At 37.8% G+C, this 16,812-nt stretch carries 14 protein-coding genes; 12 read left to right on the top strand and 2 right to left on the bottom strand.

All coding sequences use genetic code 11. The features are described from left to right. Window positions 1-80: 80 nt before the first annotated feature. Together BF9343_RS12475 and ispE are read right to left on the bottom strand one after the other, a co-directional pair. Window positions 81-1,325, bottom strand: a complete 1,245-nt coding sequence (locus BF9343_RS12475) for a DUF4934 domain-containing protein (RefSeq protein WP_010993083.1) — start codon at window positions 1,323-1,325, stop codon at window positions 81-83. Between the two features lie 22 nt (window positions 1,326-1,347). After that, on the bottom strand, window positions 1,348-2,172 hold the full coding sequence (gene ispE / locus BF9343_RS12470) for a 4-(cytidine 5'-diphospho)-2-C-methyl-D-erythritol kinase (protein WP_005803743.1): 825 nt from the start codon (window positions 2,170-2,172) through the stop codon (window positions 1,348-1,350). A gap of 177 nt (window positions 2,173-2,349) precedes the next feature. Between ispE and dnaB the strand changes: the two genes are divergently transcribed. The 12 genes from dnaB (at window position 2,350) to BF9343_RS12410 (ending at window position 16,812) form a co-directional block, all read left to right on the top strand. Further along, window positions 2,350-3,897, top strand: coding sequence for a replicative DNA helicase (gene dnaB / locus BF9343_RS12465; RefSeq protein ID WP_032588766.1), 1,548 nt, complete (start codon window positions 2,350-2,352; stop codon window positions 3,895-3,897). 29 nt (window positions 3,898-3,926) lie between these two features. Then, entirely contained in the window at window positions 3,927-4,256 is a 330-nt protein-coding gene (locus BF9343_RS12460; protein ID WP_010993081.1) for an L-rhamnose mutarotase, read from the top strand. Between the two features lie 4 nt (window positions 4,257-4,260). Next, window positions 4,261-7,110, top strand: a complete 2,850-nt coding sequence (locus tag BF9343_RS12455; protein ID WP_010993080.1) for a bifunctional fucokinase/fucose-1-phosphate guanylyltransferase — start codon at window positions 4,261-4,263, stop codon at window positions 7,108-7,110. 1,141 nt (window positions 7,111-8,251) lie between these two features. After that, window positions 8,252-8,770 carry a capsular polysaccharide transcription antiterminator UpeY gene (gene upeY / locus BF9343_RS12450; protein ID WP_005778177.1) on the top strand — a complete coding sequence of 173 codons (519 nt, stop codon included), beginning with the start codon at window positions 8,252-8,254 and terminating at the stop codon, window positions 8,768-8,770. A gap of 23 nt (window positions 8,771-8,793) precedes the next feature. Beyond that, window positions 8,794-9,276: a UpxZ family transcription anti-terminator antagonist gene (locus BF9343_RS12445; RefSeq protein ID WP_008768994.1), complete on the top strand. Its 483-nt coding sequence runs from the start codon at window positions 8,794-8,796 to the stop codon at window positions 9,274-9,276. A gap of 168 nt (window positions 9,277-9,444) precedes the next feature. Beyond that, a complete protein-coding gene (gene rfbH / locus BF9343_RS12440; protein ID WP_010993079.1) occupies window positions 9,445-10,782 on the top strand; it encodes a lipopolysaccharide biosynthesis protein RfbH in 1,338 nt (445 codons plus the stop codon). After that, entirely contained in the window at window positions 10,779-11,555 is a 777-nt protein-coding gene (gene rfbF / locus BF9343_RS12435) for a glucose-1-phosphate cytidylyltransferase (protein ID WP_005820502.1), read from the top strand. The genes rfbH and rfbF overlap by 4 nt, the downstream gene beginning before the upstream one ends. 4 nt (window positions 11,556-11,559) lie before the next feature. Further along, window positions 11,560-12,639: a CDP-glucose 4,6-dehydratase gene (gene rfbG, locus BF9343_RS12430; protein ID WP_010993078.1), complete on the top strand. Its 1,080-nt coding sequence runs from the start codon at window positions 11,560-11,562 to the stop codon at window positions 12,637-12,639. Next, window positions 12,636-13,526, top strand: coding sequence for an NAD-dependent epimerase/dehydratase family protein (locus BF9343_RS12425; protein ID WP_010993077.1), 891 nt, complete (start codon window positions 12,636-12,638; stop codon window positions 13,524-13,526). Before rfbG ends, BF9343_RS12425 begins: the two co-directional genes overlap by 4 nt. A gap of 7 nt (window positions 13,527-13,533) precedes the next feature. Continuing rightward, window positions 13,534-14,553 carry an NAD-dependent epimerase/dehydratase family protein gene (locus tag BF9343_RS12420; RefSeq protein WP_010993076.1) on the top strand — a complete coding sequence of 340 codons (1,020 nt, stop codon included), beginning with the start codon at window positions 13,534-13,536 and terminating at the stop codon, window positions 14,551-14,553. Continuing rightward, window positions 14,546-15,442 (top strand): glycosyltransferase family 2 protein, encoded by an 897-nt coding sequence (locus tag BF9343_RS12415; protein ID WP_010993075.1) that lies wholly within the window; start codon window positions 14,546-14,548, stop codon window positions 15,440-15,442. Before BF9343_RS12420 ends, BF9343_RS12415 begins: the two co-directional genes overlap by 8 nt. A 23-nt stretch (window positions 15,443-15,465) precedes the next feature. Next, entirely contained in the window at window positions 15,466-16,812 is a 1,347-nt protein-coding gene (locus BF9343_RS12410; RefSeq protein WP_010993074.1) for an LPS biosynthesis flippase, read from the top strand.

The following is a 16,812-nucleotide window of genomic DNA, read 5'->3' as shown; positions in this document are numbered from 1 at the left end:
AATAAACTAAATATTTTAGTGATTAAACTATTATATGCAGTTAAATAACCAAAATATTTAGTTTGTTATTGTTTTATGATCTATTTCATTAAGATAACGACCGGATTGGATTCTTCATTTATTCCTTTGATGAAAGAGAATTTGCCTTCTGGATTTACTTCCGGATGTTCTTCCATCCATTCCAGTATAGTGTTTGCCTGAACGAGATCTACATATTCATTGTCAGTATTACAATTCCGAGGATTTAATGGCATAAAATGATCGATATCGTTTACAAAATTCTGTCCTTTGGCTATTTGAGTTATTTGAGTATCTTTATTATATATACCGGTATACACTTCTCCTCGTTGTCTGAACTGGAAGATGATCAGAGTGGTACTTTCCATCACATAGTCGATCTTGACTCTTTCGTCATTTTCTTTTTGCTGATATCTTTCTTCTGCCGGATAATGATACTTGCCTGTATTGAAAATCAGATAAGGAGATAATTTATTTTCGGATAAAGTATAGATTGTGTCCAGATATGCCTCTTTAAATCGTACTTTTCCGTTATGTTTCCATAGTGTTGAAAGCACTCGTGGTGATTCAATTGCGTCATCATTATTAAAGTATGCTGTCATCATACCATGAACTCCTATATTACCGTAAAGCTCCCGTGCTTTTTCACTTTTTAATATGTTTAATCGTACTACATTAGTGGTGACAGGTATAACTGGGAGTAAAGAAGGGATACTATCTATCACATTTCCTTGTTTGTCAAGAAGTAGGAAAGGAGATTTCTTTTCATTTCCTTGTATTGGCAGGAGACTCAATTGGTGACTGACAATTAATGAATCTGTGAAAACAAAACAAGCAGGATTTCTTACTCCCAGGTTTGGGGCAACCTTGACGTCGCCCAAGTAGTTGCCTTGCAGGTCGTATCGCATAAGAGTACCGTTCCATCCTATGAAATACAGTTCTCCTGTTATATCGTCAATCCAGAAGGTTGCTTCGCTGTATCCTCCCGGGTCATTACCTATATGACCGATAGAACGCAGAAATTTACCACTGTCTTTATCGAAAACCAAACATTGTTTGTTTGTATTTACAATAATGTTATTTTTGAAAACCTGTATATTAGGATTCTCGTTTACTAAACAACTGTCTGTAGTCTCCAATGCCACATAGTTGATCTCTTTGATAAAATCAGATGCTTTAAGTTCCGTCAGGCTCTCTATTTTTCCGGCAATATCTATCTGTCCCGGTGCTTTTGGCTGTTGGGATGGAGATCCGCAAGAGGCTAATAGAAACATGGCACAACTATACGTTATTAAGTAGTTTTTCATGGTATTATATTTTATGATCAGATTATTTCAATTCGGTTTGGAAACAGAATGCTGCTTCAAAATCCATTTTCGTTATTTTTTCTTCGGGAGAGAATAATCCGAAAACAGATGAACCGGAACCCGACATGGCGGCATATATGGCTCCTTTGCTGTACAATTCTTTTTTTATTTCTTCAATGACAGGGTATTGTGGAAAGACGCTTTTCTCAAAGTCATTGAACATGCAGTTTTTCCATTCGCTTACCGGACGTCTTATAATTTCTTTCAATGAATGATCCGGGTAGTGAGGTTTTATTTGTGAAAAGGCGTCTCGGGTCGAGACAAAGACATCCGGTTTTACAAGTACCAACTGATATCCTTTCAATGATAAATCGACTGGGGAAAAAATGTTGCCGATACCCTCTGCAAAGGTTGGTTTGTTTTTAATAAAAAAAGCGCAGTCAGCTCCTAATATGGCAGCATACTCTTCCAATTTTTCATCTGCCAGATGTAAATTGAATTTTTCGTTCAACAATTTTAGCATGAAAGCAGCATCTGCCGAGCCACCTCCCAAACCGGCACCCGAAGGAATATGTTTATATAGATAAATGTCTACCGGAGGTAATTGAAATTCCTGTTCCAGCAGCAGGTATGCCTTTACTACCAGGTTGGTTTCCGGCTCCCCGCTGATTTCCAGGCCGGATTGGTGCAGGACAAATTTTTGTTTCGAGTCATTTAATATTGTGATTTCAAGGGCATCCTCCAGAGGTATGGGATAAAATACAGTTTCCAGATTGTGGTATCCGTCCGGACGTTTCTCGGTAATGTTCAGTCCCAGATTTATTTTGGCATTCGGAAATGTAATCATGTCTTTGGGCTATTAGTGATTCGTGATTAATGATTAATGCTGTCTAATGGACGCAAAGTTAAATAAATAATTCAGATTTGATAATGGAAAATTGATAATAGAGAATTATCTTTGCCTACATTTTGTGGATGTGCGCAGCCATCCACTATTCATTTTCTATATTTCAATAAAATACAGATGGCCGAACAAAGAAGAAATACCCGCAGTACTGCTAAGTCTAAGGTGCAACCCGTAAATGATTACGGGCGCATCCAACCGCAAGCGCCGGAACTGGAAGAAGCCGTGCTCGGGGCCTTGATGATTGAAAAAGATGCCTATTCGCTGGTGAGTGAGATTCTCCGTCCGGAATCGTTTTACGAACATAGGCATCAATTGATTTATGCAGCTATTACCGATCTTGCCGTTAATCAAAAACCGGTAGATATTCTTACTGTGAAGGAGCAGCTCAGTAAGCGTGGTGAGCTGGAAGAAGTCGGAGGACCGTTTTATATTACTCAATTGAGCAGTAAAGTGGCATCTTCCGCCCATATTGAATATCATGCCCGTATTATTGCACAAAAATATTTGGCAAGAGAGCTCATTACTTTTACAAGTAACATACAGAGTAAGGCTTTTGACGAAACTCTCGATGTGGACGATCTTATGCAAGAGGCCGAAGGGAAACTCTTTGAGATTTCACAGCGGAACATGAAGAAGGACTATACGCAGATCAATCCGATTATTGCCGAGGCTTATGAACAGATTCAGAAAGCCGCCGCACGTACCGATGGTCTGAGCGGATTGGAGAGTGGATATACCAAACTGGATAAGATGACTTCCGGATGGCAGAAATCCGACTTGATAATTATTGCTGCCCGTCCGGCCATGGGTAAAACGGCTTTTGTACTTTCAATGGCTAAGAATATTGCCGTGAATTTCAGGAATCCGGTAGCCTTGTTTTCTCTTGAAATGAGTAACGTTCAGTTGGTCAATCGTCTGATCTCGAACGTTTGTGAAATTCCGAGTGAAAAAATCAAGAGCGGACAATTGGCAGCTTATGAATGGCAACAGCTCGATTATAAATTGAAGGATTTGCTGGATGCACCGCTTTATGTCGATGATACTCCCTCTCTGTCCGTATTTGAGCTTCGAACCAAGGCACGTCGATTGGTTCGTGAGCATGGAGTAAGAATTATCATCATTGACTACTTGCAGTTGATGAACGCCAGCGGTATGGCATTTGGCAGCCGTCAGGAAGAGGTTAGTACCATTTCACGTTCGTTGAAGGGGCTTGCCAAAGAGTTGAATATTCCGATTATTGCTCTGTCTCAGTTGAATCGTGGTGTCGAGAGTCGTGAAGGGCTTGAAGGAAAACGTCCTCAGTTGAGTGACCTTCGTGAATCCGGTGCAATCGAGCAGGATGCCGATATGGTGTGTTTCATTCACCGCCCCGAATATTACAAGATATTTCAGGATGATAAAGGAAACGATCTCCGTGGAATGGCCGAAATTATTATCGCTAAGCATCGTAATGGTGCGGTTGGCGATGTTCTGCTACGATTTAAAGGTGAGTATACCCGTTTCCAGAATCCGGATGACGATATGGTAATTCCGTTGCCTGATGCCGGGGCCATGCTTGGGTCACGAATGAATAATAGCGGAACAGTACCTCCGCCTCCTGCTGAATTTGCCCCTCAGAATAATAATCCGTTCGGAGGTGGAAATGACGGACCTCTGCCTTTTTAAAAGAGATATTTATTTAATTTTATAATACCATGAAAAGATATTGCCAAACACTCGAATTATATAATGATTCGGAATTGATTCGTGCTTATGTCGAAGAACATCAGCATGTGTGGCCAGAAATTAAAGCCGGTATCCGTGAAGTCGGGATACTCGATATGCAGATTTATATCCACGAACATACACTCTTTATGATTGTCGATACGGTAGATGAATTCGATTGGATAAAAGATAACGAGCGCTTGGCTAAACTTCCCCGGCAGGCAGAATGGGAGGCTTATATGTCTCGCTTTCAGCGTTCATTGCCCGGACAAGCGTCACATGAGAAGTGGAAAATGATGGAACGTATATTTAAACTCTGACAATATGCAAAAACTACTATCTTTACCGTCCAATCTGGTTCAGTCTTTTCATGAACTGGAGAGGGTGAATCGTACCGATTGGTTTTGTACTTCCGACCCGGTAGGTAAGAAACTTGGTTCCGGTGGTGGAACATCCTGGCTGCTTGAAGAATGTTATAATGAATATTCAGATGGTGCTACTTTTGGAGAGTGGCTTGAAAAAGAAAAAAGAATTCTTCTTCATGCGGGTGGGCAAAGCCGTCGTTTACCCGGCTATGCACCTTCTGGAAAGATTCTCACTCCGGTTCCTGTGTTCCGGTGGGAGAGAGGGCAACATCTGGGACAAAATCTGCTTTCTCTGCAACTTCCCCTATATGAAAAAATCATGTCTTTGGCTCCGGATAAACTCCATACACTGATTGCGAGTGGTGATGTCTATATTCGTTCGGAGAAACCTTTGCAGAGTATTCCCGAAGCGGATGTGGTTTGTTATGGACTGTGGGTAGATCCGTCTCTGGCTACCCATCATGGCGTGTTTGCTTCCGATCGCAAACATCCCGAACAACTCGACTTTATGCTTCAGAAGCCTTCGTTGGCAGAATTGGAATCTTTATCGAAGACCCATTTGTTCCTGATGGACATCGGTATATGGCTTTTGAGTGACCGTGCCGTAGAAATCTTGATGAAACGTTCTCATAAAGAAAGCTCTGAAGAACTAAAGTATTATGATCTTTATTCCGATTTTGGATTAGCTTTGGGAACTCATCCCCGTATTGAAGACGAAGAGGTCAATACGCTATCCGTTGCTATTCTGCCTTTGCCGGGAGGAGAGTTCTATCATTACGGGACCAGTAAAGAACTGATTTCTTCAACTCTTTCCGTACAGAATAAGGTTTACGATCAGCGTCGTATCATGCACCGTAAAGTAAAGCCCAATCCGGCTATGTTTGTCCAAAATGCTGTCGTGCGGATACCTCTTTGTGCCGAGAATGCTGATTTATGGATCGAGAACAGTCATATCGGACCAAAGTGGAAGATTGCTTCACGACATATTATTACCGGGGTTCCGGAAAATGACTGGTCATTGGCTGTGCCTGCCGGAGTGTGTGTAGATGTGGTTCCGATGGGTGATAAGGGCTTTGTTGCCCGTCCATACGGTCTGGACGATGTTTTCAAAGGAGATTTGAGAGATTCCAAAACAACCCTGACGGGTATTCCTTTTGGTGAATGGATGTCCAAACGCGGTTTGTCATATACAGATTTGAAAGGACGTACGGACGATTTACAGGCAGTTTCCGTATTCCCTATGGTTAATTCTGTAGAAGAGTTGGGATTGGTGTTGAGGTGGATGTTGTCCGAACCCGAACTGGAGGAAGGAAAGAATATCTGGTTACGTTCCGAACATTTTTCTGCGGACGAAATTTCGGCAGGTGCCAATCTGAAGCGTTTGTATGCACAACGTGAAGAGTTCAGAAAAGGAAACTGGAAAGCATTGGCCGTTAATCATGAAAAAAGTGTTTTTTATCAACTTGATTTGGCCGATGCAGCTGAAGATTTTGTACGTCTTGGTTTGGATATGCCTGAATTATTGCCTGAGGATGCTCTGCAGATGTCACGCATCCATAACCGGATGTTGCGTGCGCGTATTTTGAAATTAGACGGGAAAGATTATCGTCCGGAAGAACAGGCTGCTTTTGATTTGCTTCGTGACGGCTTGCTGGACGGGATCAGTAATCGTAAGAGTACCCCAAAATTGGATGTATATTCCGATCAGATTGTTTGGGGACGTAGCCCCGTGCGCATCGATATGGCAGGTGGATGGACCGATACTCCTCCTTATTCACTTTATTCGGGAGGAAATGTGGTGAATCTAGCCATTGAGTTGAACGGACAACCTCCCTTACAGGTCTATGTGAAGCCGTGTAAAGACTTCCATATCGTCCTGCGTTCTATCGATATGGGTGCTATGGAAATAGTATCTACGTTTGATGAATTGCAAGATTATAAGAAGATCGGTTCACCTTTCTCTATTCCGAAAGCCGCTCTGTCATTGGCAGGCTTTGCACCTGCGTTTTCTGCTGTATCTTATGCTTCATTAGAGGAACAGCTTAAAGATTTCGGTGCAGGTATTGAAGTGACTTTATTGGCTGCTATTCCTGCCGGTTCCGGTTTGGGCACCAGTTCCATTCTGGCTTCTACCGTACTTGGTGCCATTAACGATTTCTGTGGTTTAGCCTGGGATAAAAATGAGATTTGTCAACGTACTCTTGTTCTTGAACAATTGCTGACTACCGGAGGTGGATGGCAGGATCAGTATGGAGGTGTGTTGCAGGGTGTGAAGCTTCTTCAGACCGAGGCCGGCTTTGCTCAAAGTCCATTGGTGCGTTGGCTACCCGATCATTTATTTACGCATCCTGAATACAAAGACTGTCACTTGCTTTATTATACCGGTATAACTCGTACGGCAAAAGGGATCTTGGCAGAAATAGTCAGTTCCATGTTCCTCAATTCATCGTTGCATCTCAATTTACTTTCGGAAATGAAGGCGCATGCATTGGATATGAATGAAGCTATACAGCGTGGAAGTTTTGTTGAGTTTGGCCGTTTGGTAGGAAAAACCTGGGAACAAAACAAAGCATTGGATAGCGGAACAAATCCTCCGGCTGTGGAGGCAATTATCGATCTGATAAAAGATTATACCTTGGGATATAAATTGCCGGGAGCCGGTGGTGGCGGGTACTTATATATGGTAGCGAAAGATCCGCAAGCTGCTGTTCGTATTCGTAAGATACTGACAGAAAACGCTCCGAATCCGCGGGCACGTTTTGTCGAAATGACGTTATCTGATAAGGGATTCCAAGTATCACGATCATAAAAATAGTATTGGTTGACGAGAGGTAAGGGTTTTATCTCTCGTCGACTTCTTTTTCCATTCCTCATTAAGTTTGCCTCTTCTGTTATTCTGATAGTAAAATAGAGATTCTGATATCTTTAAGTCGGCTTCTTTCTTGTTTTAAAAACCTTGTTGTCTTGAGAAAGTGATGAAATAGCAAATGATGGAGCATTAACTTGTCTTTAATTCGTTTCTTCATAAGTGTACTCTTCATACGAAGTTAACTTCGTCTTTGCAAAACATTAACTTCTTGTGAAGAAGAAGTTAGTTATAAGAAAATACGAAGTTAACTTCGTATAGTTACGAAATTCATTTTCATTGAAAATCCTCCTACTTTTTGCCTGGCGGTTTCATTTATTGAACAAAAACTATAGAATTCTTTTCTGTAGCATGGGTCAATATGAATCATTCCTGAATGTTATTTTGGAGGTATAGGATGCCTTTTCCGTTGCTTACTGATTGAAATTAGTGTATGTTTATCGATCTTTTGACTGGTGATTTGATTTATTTGCTGGAGATATGATTTTGGTGAAATTAGAATCCCGGTGTTTTTTATAACAACTTAGTCAGTGGTTCGTAAATAAGGGATTCCTGAGGCTACTCAAAATACAATGTGACAGAATGCTTTTGGGAGTATATAGTTTCTAAATCTTTATAGATAGAATAATGAAGACTTTATCTTATTGTGTAATTTGTTTATAATCAGTCTGTTGTGTGGTAAATGCGAAAAGGATAAAAAGAGTGAATTCTCTTGTAATTAACTGATTGTCAGTAGTGAATGTGTTTCAAAAGACGTTCGTCTTTTGAAACATCAATTATGGAGATAAAAGACCACATACAAAATAAGTAAAAAGCTGTTTTTATTACCAGATTATTATCTGATAATCAGCACATAAAGAAGTCTATTTACTTTTTCATCTAAAAATATTTTGCACATCAAAATTTAGTTTATACCTTTGTGCTATTAAACGAACGTTTTTTGAAACATCAATTGATCGAATCCGTTCGTTTCCACCTAAAATAAGTCATAAAAAATCTTGCAGTTTGGCTGAGAAAAAGAGTCTCACCCAACTGCGAAGCATACCCGGACTTAAGTAAATCACTCAGGAATATATCCTTCTAAATGTCTCAACAACAAGAATATTGGTTCGCTGCCCGTACCCGTAAGGATCAGGAGCTTACTACTCGTGACGCATTAGAGAAAATAGGTGTCGAGTATTTTTTGCCGACCCAATTTGTCATTCGTCAATTGAAATATCGCCGGCGTCGTGTAGAAGTTCCTGTCATTCGTAATCTTATTTTTGTACATGCTACCAAAGAGTTTGCTTGTGCTATTGCCAATGAATACGGGGTGCGTCTTTTCTATATGCGTGATTTTGACACTAAGAGTATGCTTATTGTTCCCGATAAGCAGATGAAAGATTTTATGTTTGTCATGAATCTCGATCCTGCTGCTGTTATCCTCAACGATGATTGTTTCGCAGTTGGCACCAAAGTACAAGTCATCAAGGGAGATTTTTGTGGAGTTGAAGGTGAACTGGCCAGTCTTTCTAATCGTACTTATGTCACTATCCGAATTCGTGGCGTTTTATCTGCCAGTGTCAAGGTTCCTAAAAGCTACCTTCGCATTCTCGCACCGTAATCAGTAATATTTTATCATATAAAATGAATACTCTTATGACCCAGATTCATGAGCTGCAACATGTGGCTCACGAATTATTGTATTTGGGTGCTGACGGTTCTCCTATCTATACCGACAGTTTCCGTCAATTAAACACTGAAGTGCTTCAAAAATCTGATGCTTTGTTTGCTTTGAAAGGAGAAAATCCGGAAGAAGAAGCACGACTTTGCCTGGCTCTCTTGATGGGCTACAATGCAACAATCTATGATTATGGCGACAAGGAGTCTAAGAAACAGGTTATTCTGGATCGTTCCTTGCTTGTGTTAGAGTCTCTCCCGTCTTCTTTGCTCAAGTGTCAGCTTTTGACATATTGTTATGGAGAAGTTTTTGAAGAAGAGTTGGCAAAGGAAGCTCATGCAATTATAGATTACTGGGATAATAAAACTTTATCGATAGATGAGCAGGAGACTGTAGATATGCTGAAGATGATAGAGGAAAATCAGTATCCGAATAATTATATTGATTAATATTTTTTTAATATAAAAATATCTTCTTTATTCAAAATGAAAGACGTGTATTTTTAGAATGAGGAATTGGTATATACTATTTCCTTACTTTGCTAATGATATTTTACTTGATATCTATACTTAGATTAATTAGTGTTGAGGAGTATTTGATATAAACGATATATTATAATGAGTAAAAAAGAAACACTCAAGCAACAAATTCTCGATTTAACCCGGGAATACTACAAAGAGGTTCACGGGTCCTCCCGCTCTTTCGAACCCGGTAAGAGTTTTGTCAACTATGGCGGCCGTTATTTCGATGACCGCGAATTGGTGAACCTGGTTGACTCGTCCCTTGATTTCTGGCTGACCGCCGGTCCGTGGGCACATAAATTTGAAGTCCGTTTTGCTAAATGGTTAGGGGTAGATTACTGTTCACTTACTAATTCCGGTTCTTCTGCTAATTTACTTGCATTTATGGCTTTGACTTCTCCTCAGTTGGGAAAACGTAGGGTAAAACGTGGTGATGAAGTGATTACGGTTGCTTGCGGATTCCCTACGACAGTAACACCTTGTATTCAATATGGTGCTATTCCTGTTTTTGTGGATGTTACTATTCCTGAATACAATATTGATATAGAACAGTTAGAAGCAGCTTTATCGTCAAAAACAAAAGCGGTTATGATTGCTCATTCTTTGGGAAATCCATTTAATTTGCAAGTTGTCAAGACATTCTGTGATAAACACAATCTTTGGTTGGTAGAAGATAATTGCGATGCACTTGGTTCTACTTATATGATTGATGGAGTAGAAAAGAAAACTGGTACAATTGGGCACATTGGTACCAGTAGTTTCTATCCTCCACACCACATGACTATGGGAGAGGGTGGTGCTGTTTATACTAATGATCCTTTACTCCACAAGTTGGTTAATTCATTCCGCGATTGGGGACGTGACTGTTGGTGTGTCGGTGGAGTAGATAATACCTGTAAATATCGTTTTAGTAAGCAGTTTGGTGAATTACCACTTGGCTACGATCATAAATATGTATACTCTCATTTCGGATATAATCTGAAAGTAACAGATATGCAAGCAGCGATCGGTTGTGCGCAGTTGGATAAATTGGATGATATTGTGGAGGCACGTCGTCATAACTTTACTTATCTTAAAGAAGGACTTACAGGAACAAGAAATATCATTCTGCCGGAACCTCAAAGAAACTCTAATCCCAGTTGGTTCGGATTCCTTATTTCGGTAAAAGAAGATGCAGGGTTTACTCGTAATGATTTAGCTGTCCATTTAGAAAGTAAAAAAATACAAACCCGTAATCTGTTTGCCGGAAATCTGTTAAAGCACCCAGCCTTTGATGAAATGCGCAAAAAAGGAGAAGGATATCGGGTAGTTGGTGAATTGAAAGGAACTGACTTTGTGATGAACAATACTCTTTGGATAGGAGTATATCCGGGAATGACGAAGGAAATGTTAGATCATATGATTACAACCATAAAAGAATTTTGTAACAAATGAAAGCTGTAATTCTTGCCGGTGGCTTTGGTTCTCGCTTGAGTGAAGCAACCAATTTGATTCCTAAGCCGATGGTAGAAATTGGTGGTAAACCCATCCTTTGGCATATAATGAAAATTTATAGTCATTATGGAATCAATGAATTTGTTATTTGTTGTGGTTATAAACAATATGTAATCAAAGAATACTTTGCTAATTACTTTAGACACAATTGCGATATGACAGTTGATTTGTCTAATAATACTACAACTATTCATGATAATCATTCAGAGAACTGGAAAGTGACTATGGTTGATACCGGTTTAAATACTATGACTGGTGGTCGTATCAAACGAGTTCAAAAATATATTGGAAATGAACGCTTTTTATTAACTTATGGGGATGGGGTGGCTGATCTGAATATAACTGATACAATTCAGTCACACGAAGCTGCAGGAGGAATCCTTTCTCTAACAGCTTATAAACCAGGAGGAAAATTTGGTGCTCTGCAAATAGATTTAGCTACGGATAAAGTACTTTCTTTTCAAGAAAAACCTGACGGAGATCGTAACTGGGTTAATGCCGGTTACTTTGTTTGCGAACCAGAAGTATTTGACTATATAAAGGACGGTGATTCTACGATATTTGAACGTCAACCATTGGAGTCTATCTCTAAAGACGGTAAGATGCATGCTTTTAGACATACTGGCTTCTGGAAGCCAATGGATACACTCAGAGATAATACAGAATTAAATGATATGTGGGATAATGGGAAAGCTCCCTGGAAAGTATGGTAGGAATATGAGTATAGATATATTTAATAACTTTTATAAAGGTAAACGAGTACTTGTTACTGGTCATACCGGTTTCAAAGGTTCATGGCTTTCGATTTGGCTGCACGAATTGGGTGCTGAGGTGATAGGTGTGGGCTTAGAACCATTCACAGAGCGAGATAATTATGTTCTTTCCGACATAGGAAAGAACATAAAAGCTGATATCCGTGCTGATATTCGTGATGGGGGACGTATGAAAGCCATTTTTAAAGAATACGAGCCTGAACTTGTTTTCCATTTAGCAGCCCAACCACTAGTACGGCTTAGTTATGATATTCCGGTTGAGACGTACGAAACCAATGTTATGGGAACAATTAATGTCCTTGAAGCTATCCGTGTAACCGATAGTGTAAAAGTGGGGGTGATGATTACCACTGATAAATGTTATGAGAATAAAGAGCAAATTTGGGGATATCGGGAAAATGAACCGATGGGAGGTTATGATCCTTATTCAAGTAGTAAAGGGGCAGCTGAAATAGCGATAGCCTCTTGGCGTCGCTCTTTTTTCCATCCCGAGCAATATGAGAAGCATGGTAAAAGCATCGCCAGTGTACGTGCAGGTAATGTGATTGGTGGTGGTGATTGGGCATTAGATCGTATTATTCCAGACTGTATTAAGGCTTTAGAAGCCGGCAAAGAAATAGAGATTAGGAGTCCTAAAGCGATTCGTCCATGGCAGCATGTACTTGAACCTTTAAGCGGTTATATGCTTCTTGCCCTAAGGATGTGGAAAGAGCCTATAAAATATTGTGAAGGTTGGAATTTTGGCCCGAGAGCAGAATCTATTTCCACAGTATGGGATGTGGCTACTAAAGTGGTGGAAAACTATGGGAGTGGTCAATTGCGAGATTTATCCGATCCCAATACTTTGCATGAAGCTAAACTACTAATGTTGGATATTTCTAAAGCAAAATTTATGTTGGGGTGGGAATCCAGAATGGATATAAATCAGACAGTAGCATTGACTGTAGACTGGTACAAACGTTACCAAGAAGAAAGTGTCTACAGTATTTGTGTAAATCAAATAGCGGATTTTGTTTGTAAATGAAAAGAACAATCTTTTTAATAGGCGGAAGCGGATTTATAGGAAAAAATATAATCCGCAACTTATATGCTCAATATCAGATATATGTATTTGACAAATATATTGATCATGTATTTTTTGAGGCTTATCCCCAAGTCAATGTTAGTGAATTGGATTTAGTACAGGATAAGATTCCAGAATCAGTGGTATCACCAGATTATATAGTTAATTTGGCTTCTATTGTCACAGCAGAAAGAGATTTGACTTTATTTGATGATTTGATTTCTTCAAACCTGAAGATACTTTTGAATTTGTATGAGCGTTTTAAAGGAAATTTCTCCCTTAAACTATTTATCCAGTTTGGTAGTTCTGAAGAGTATGGAGCAAAGATTTCTCCTTTCAAGGAGGAAGAACGTGAGTATCCTAGTTCTCCGTATGCCTTGGTAAAACAATTGACAACTAATACAGCTATGATGTTATATTATAATTATAATTTTCCTGTAATGGTTGTTCGTCCCGCTAATTTGTTTGGTCCATATCAAAGTGCGAGTAAATTTATTCCGTATATCGTAGAGAGGTTGAAAACTAATCAACCTTTAGATGTATCTCCATGTGAGCAAAAACGCGATTTTATTCATGTCGATGATTTTGTTTTTGCTATTAATGGACTTTTGGTAAATTACAAAAAATCTGTAGGAGAAATAATCAATGTTGGTAGTGGGTGTAGTATTTCTTTGAAGGAAATTATTGAAACATGTAAAGAAGAACTTCAATCGACTTCAAAAGTCAATTATGGCGCTTTGGCATATCGTGAGAATGAAGCAATGGATTTATGTTGCTCAATAAATAAATTGAACGGCATTATTGGTCAAGAGAAAGTTAAAACAGGTATTTTAGAATATTTAAAATAAATAAAATATGCGTTATTTAGTAACAGGAGGGTGTGGCTTTATTGGTAGTAATTTAGCTGCTGAAGTTTTAAAGCAAGGAGAGGAACTGTTTGTATTAGATAATCTATTTCGTTTTGGAAGTGCAGCTAATCTTGCATGGCTACATACCTTAGGTGAATTTAAATATTATCCTTTTGATATAAGAAATAATAATGATGTAGAAACTGTTGTAAAAGAGGCTCAGCCGGATTATATTTTTCACTTAGCAGGTCAAGTGGCTATGACTACTTCAATTTCTAATCCTCGATTAGACTATGAAACTAATGCTTTAGGAACTTTTAATCTTTTAGATGCTGTTCGCAAGTATTCTCCTAATTCGGTTATTTTGTATTCTTCAACCAATAAAGTATATGGGGATTTTGAATATTTGCATTTCATGGAGGAACAAACTCGTTATACATGTGAGGAATATCCAAATGGCTTCCCTGAGTCAATCTCTTTAGATTTTCATTCCCCTTATGGTTGTTCTAAAGGATGTGCTGATCAATATCTTTTAGACTTTTATCGAATTTATGGATTGAAAACGATTGTCTTTAGGCATTCATCAATGTATGGAAATAATCAGCATGCTACTTATGACCAAGGATGGATTGGTTGGTTTTGTCAGAAAGCTTTAGAAATCAAGAATAGCACATTGAAAGAACCTTTTACTATTTCAGGTACAGGTAAACAGGTGAGGGATGTGTTACATGGAAATGATGTGGTAAATCTTTATTTCAAAGCTAAAGATGTGCGTCAAGCTTATGGACAAGTGTTTAATATTGGTGGTGGTATAGAGAATAGCCTTTCTTTATTGGAATTATTTGATATGCTTGAGAGAAAGCTAAATATAAAGATGATATATACTCAATTACCTTGGAGAGAAAGTGATCAGAAAGTTTTTGTGGCAGATATACAAAAGGTATCTAAGGTTGTTGGATGGATTCCTGAAGTGTCTAAGGATCAAGGAATACAATTGATGATAAATTGGCTTAAAAGTTATGAATAATGAGAATCCATTAGTTTCAATCCTAATACCAGTATATAATAGAGAAAAATATATTGGTGAAGCTATAGAGTCGGCAATCAACCAAACTTATAAAAATATTGAGGTTATTATTGTTGATAATTGTAGTACTGATAATACGTGGAAAATACTTCAGGATTATCAATGCAAAGATAAGAGGATACATATATTTCAAAATGAAAAAAATCTAGGTCCTGTTTATAATTGGATTGAATGTTTTAAAAGAGCGAAAGGAGTGTATTCAAAGATCTTGTGGTCAGATGATTGGATGTCATTAGATTTTGTTGAAAATGCGCTTTCAGCTTTCAATGAAGATATATCATTTGTAATATCTGCTCAGCAGATTATCACAAATGATAAGGAAATACTTTCTAATGTTGCTTATTTGAAGGATAGATATTCCCAGCGTGAATATTTGGAGAATGCTTTACTCTATAATAAATATAACTTCCCATTATCACCAGGTTGTGCTATTTTCAGAACAAAAGATGTTTTAAATAACTTTATTGTTGATATTCCTAATTCGGATAGTTTAGACTCAAAAAAAAATGGCGCAGGAAATGATTTATATCTTTTTTTGAAAATTGCATTACATTATCCCTATATAGGAGTGGTAGCCAATAGTGTTAGTTATTTTAGGGCACATAAAGAATCATTCTCAGTGGCTTCCGACTTAAATTTGTATTATGAATGGGCTAAAGTGGATTTTATAAATTCGGAATTGAGGGATTCTTATTTTATTTCTGCAAAAAAAATGTTACTTTTTAAATTTTCGGTAAAAAATAAACATTTTAGAAATATTTGTAAATCGTTATCGTATAATAAATACATCTTGCAAGCAGTGTTTCGTTTATTACTTATCCGTATTTAAATTTTAGAATAAAATATAACTTTGTGATAATACAAAAGATAAAACAGTTTTTTGTTGGGAGTGAGAGAACAATAAAGGCAAAGAAAAATATTATTGCCTCCCTGTTGGTGAAAATGTTGTCAATTATTATTTCATTGTTATTGGTGCCTGTAACTTTGAACTATCTTAATTCTTATGAATACGGAGTTTGGCTAACGCTAAGTTCTATTCTTGTTTGGATTAATTATTTTGATATTGGTTTGGGCAATGGGCTACGCAACCGTTTAACAGAAGCTTTGGCAATAGGTGATTATGAAAAAGGACGCATTTATATAAGCACTACTTTTGCAATATTATTAATCTTAATGTTGACTATATATTTGCTCTATGCTTTTTTGCAACATTTTATTAGTTGGAAATCAATACTTAATATTTCTACAAATCATGCTTTTACTGATTTAAATTATTTAGTATTGATCGTATTCGCTTTTTTTTGTATATCATTTGTTTTAAAATTTGTAGGAATTATATATTTAGCTAAACAGCAACCTGTTATAAATGATTTATTTGGAGCTATCGCTAATTTGATGTCTCTTATTGTTATTTATATTTTAACATTAGTGACGGACGGAAATCTTACTTATGTTGCCATTGTGTTTTCTTCTGCACCTGCAGTTGTTTATTTATTAGCTTATCCTTTCACATTTTATTATAAATATCCCAATCTAGCTCCCAAAATATCTGCTATTAATTTTCATTATGCGAAAGGTTTATTGGGATTAGGTTTTCAATTTTTTATAATTCAGGTTTCTTGTTTATTGATGTTTGCTACCTCAAATATATTAATAGCTCAATTGTGTGGTCCCGAAGAAGTTACTCCCTATAATATTGCTTATAAATATTTTTCGGTTATAACAATGGGGTTTACGATAGTTATAACTCCTTTTTGGTCTGCAGTTACGGATGCTCTTATTAAAGAAGATTTCTTGTGGATTCGGAAAGGCATTATTAATATGTTGAAGGTGTGGCTCTTCTTTTTATTATGTTCATTAGTAATGCTTTTTGTTGCTAGTTGGGTTTATTCGTTTTGGGTGAATATGAGCATTCCTTTTTATTTATCCCTTTTATTATTCGTTTATATTTCAATATTTAATTGGAATAATATGTTCGCATATTTTGTGAACGGAATGGGGAAAATACGTCTTCAATTATATTGCTCTGTCATTTCGGGTGGAATTTTTATTCCTTTGGCAATACTATTAGGGCAATTGTGGGGGCTTGTTGGTATTATTGGATCTATGTGTTTTTCTTTGTTGGTTTCGGCTGTACTTATGCCAATACAATTGAAACTATTATTGGCAAAGAGTGCCACTGGAATTTGGAATAAATAA

This window comes from Bacteroides fragilis NCTC 9343, assembly GCF_000025985.1.
Taxonomy (GTDB): domain Bacteria; phylum Bacteroidota; class Bacteroidia; order Bacteroidales; family Bacteroidaceae; genus Bacteroides; species Bacteroides fragilis.
This window is presented reverse-complemented; position numbering and strand designations above follow the sequence as displayed.

What these genes read in the sequence shown, in the direction of transcription:
- BF9343_RS12475 (WP_010993083.1), bottom strand. Translation starts at nt 1,325, where the DNA reads ATGAAAAACTACTTAATAACGTATAGTTGTGCCATGTTTCTATTAGCC.
- ispE (WP_005803743.1), bottom strand. Translation starts at nt 2,172, where the DNA reads ATGATTACATTTCCGAATGCCAAAATAAATCTGGGACTGAACATTACC.
- dnaB (WP_032588766.1), top strand. Translation starts at nt 2,350, where the DNA reads ATGGCCGAACAAAGAAGAAATACCCGCAGTACTGCTAAGTCTAAGGTG.
- BF9343_RS12460 (WP_010993081.1), top strand. Translation starts at nt 3,927, where the DNA reads ATGAAAAGATATTGCCAAACACTCGAATTATATAATGATTCGGAATTG.
- BF9343_RS12455 (WP_010993080.1), top strand. Translation starts at nt 4,261, where the DNA reads ATGCAAAAACTACTATCTTTACCGTCCAATCTGGTTCAGTCTTTTCAT.
- upeY (WP_005778177.1), top strand. Translation starts at nt 8,252, where the DNA reads ATGTCTCAACAACAAGAATATTGGTTCGCTGCCCGTACCCGTAAGGAT.
- BF9343_RS12445 (WP_008768994.1), top strand. Translation starts at nt 8,794, where the DNA reads ATGAATACTCTTATGACCCAGATTCATGAGCTGCAACATGTGGCTCAC.
- rfbH (WP_010993079.1), top strand. Translation starts at nt 9,445, where the DNA reads ATGAGTAAAAAAGAAACACTCAAGCAACAAATTCTCGATTTAACCCGG.
- rfbF (WP_005820502.1), top strand. Translation starts at nt 10,779, where the DNA reads ATGAAAGCTGTAATTCTTGCCGGTGGCTTTGGTTCTCGCTTGAGTGAA.
- rfbG (WP_010993078.1), top strand. Translation starts at nt 11,560, where the DNA reads ATGAGTATAGATATATTTAATAACTTTTATAAAGGTAAACGAGTACTT.
- BF9343_RS12425 (WP_010993077.1), top strand. Translation starts at nt 12,636, where the DNA reads ATGAAAAGAACAATCTTTTTAATAGGCGGAAGCGGATTTATAGGAAAA.
- BF9343_RS12420 (WP_010993076.1), top strand. Translation starts at nt 13,534, where the DNA reads ATGCGTTATTTAGTAACAGGAGGGTGTGGCTTTATTGGTAGTAATTTA.
- BF9343_RS12415 (WP_010993075.1), top strand. Translation starts at nt 14,546, where the DNA reads ATGAATAATGAGAATCCATTAGTTTCAATCCTAATACCAGTATATAAT.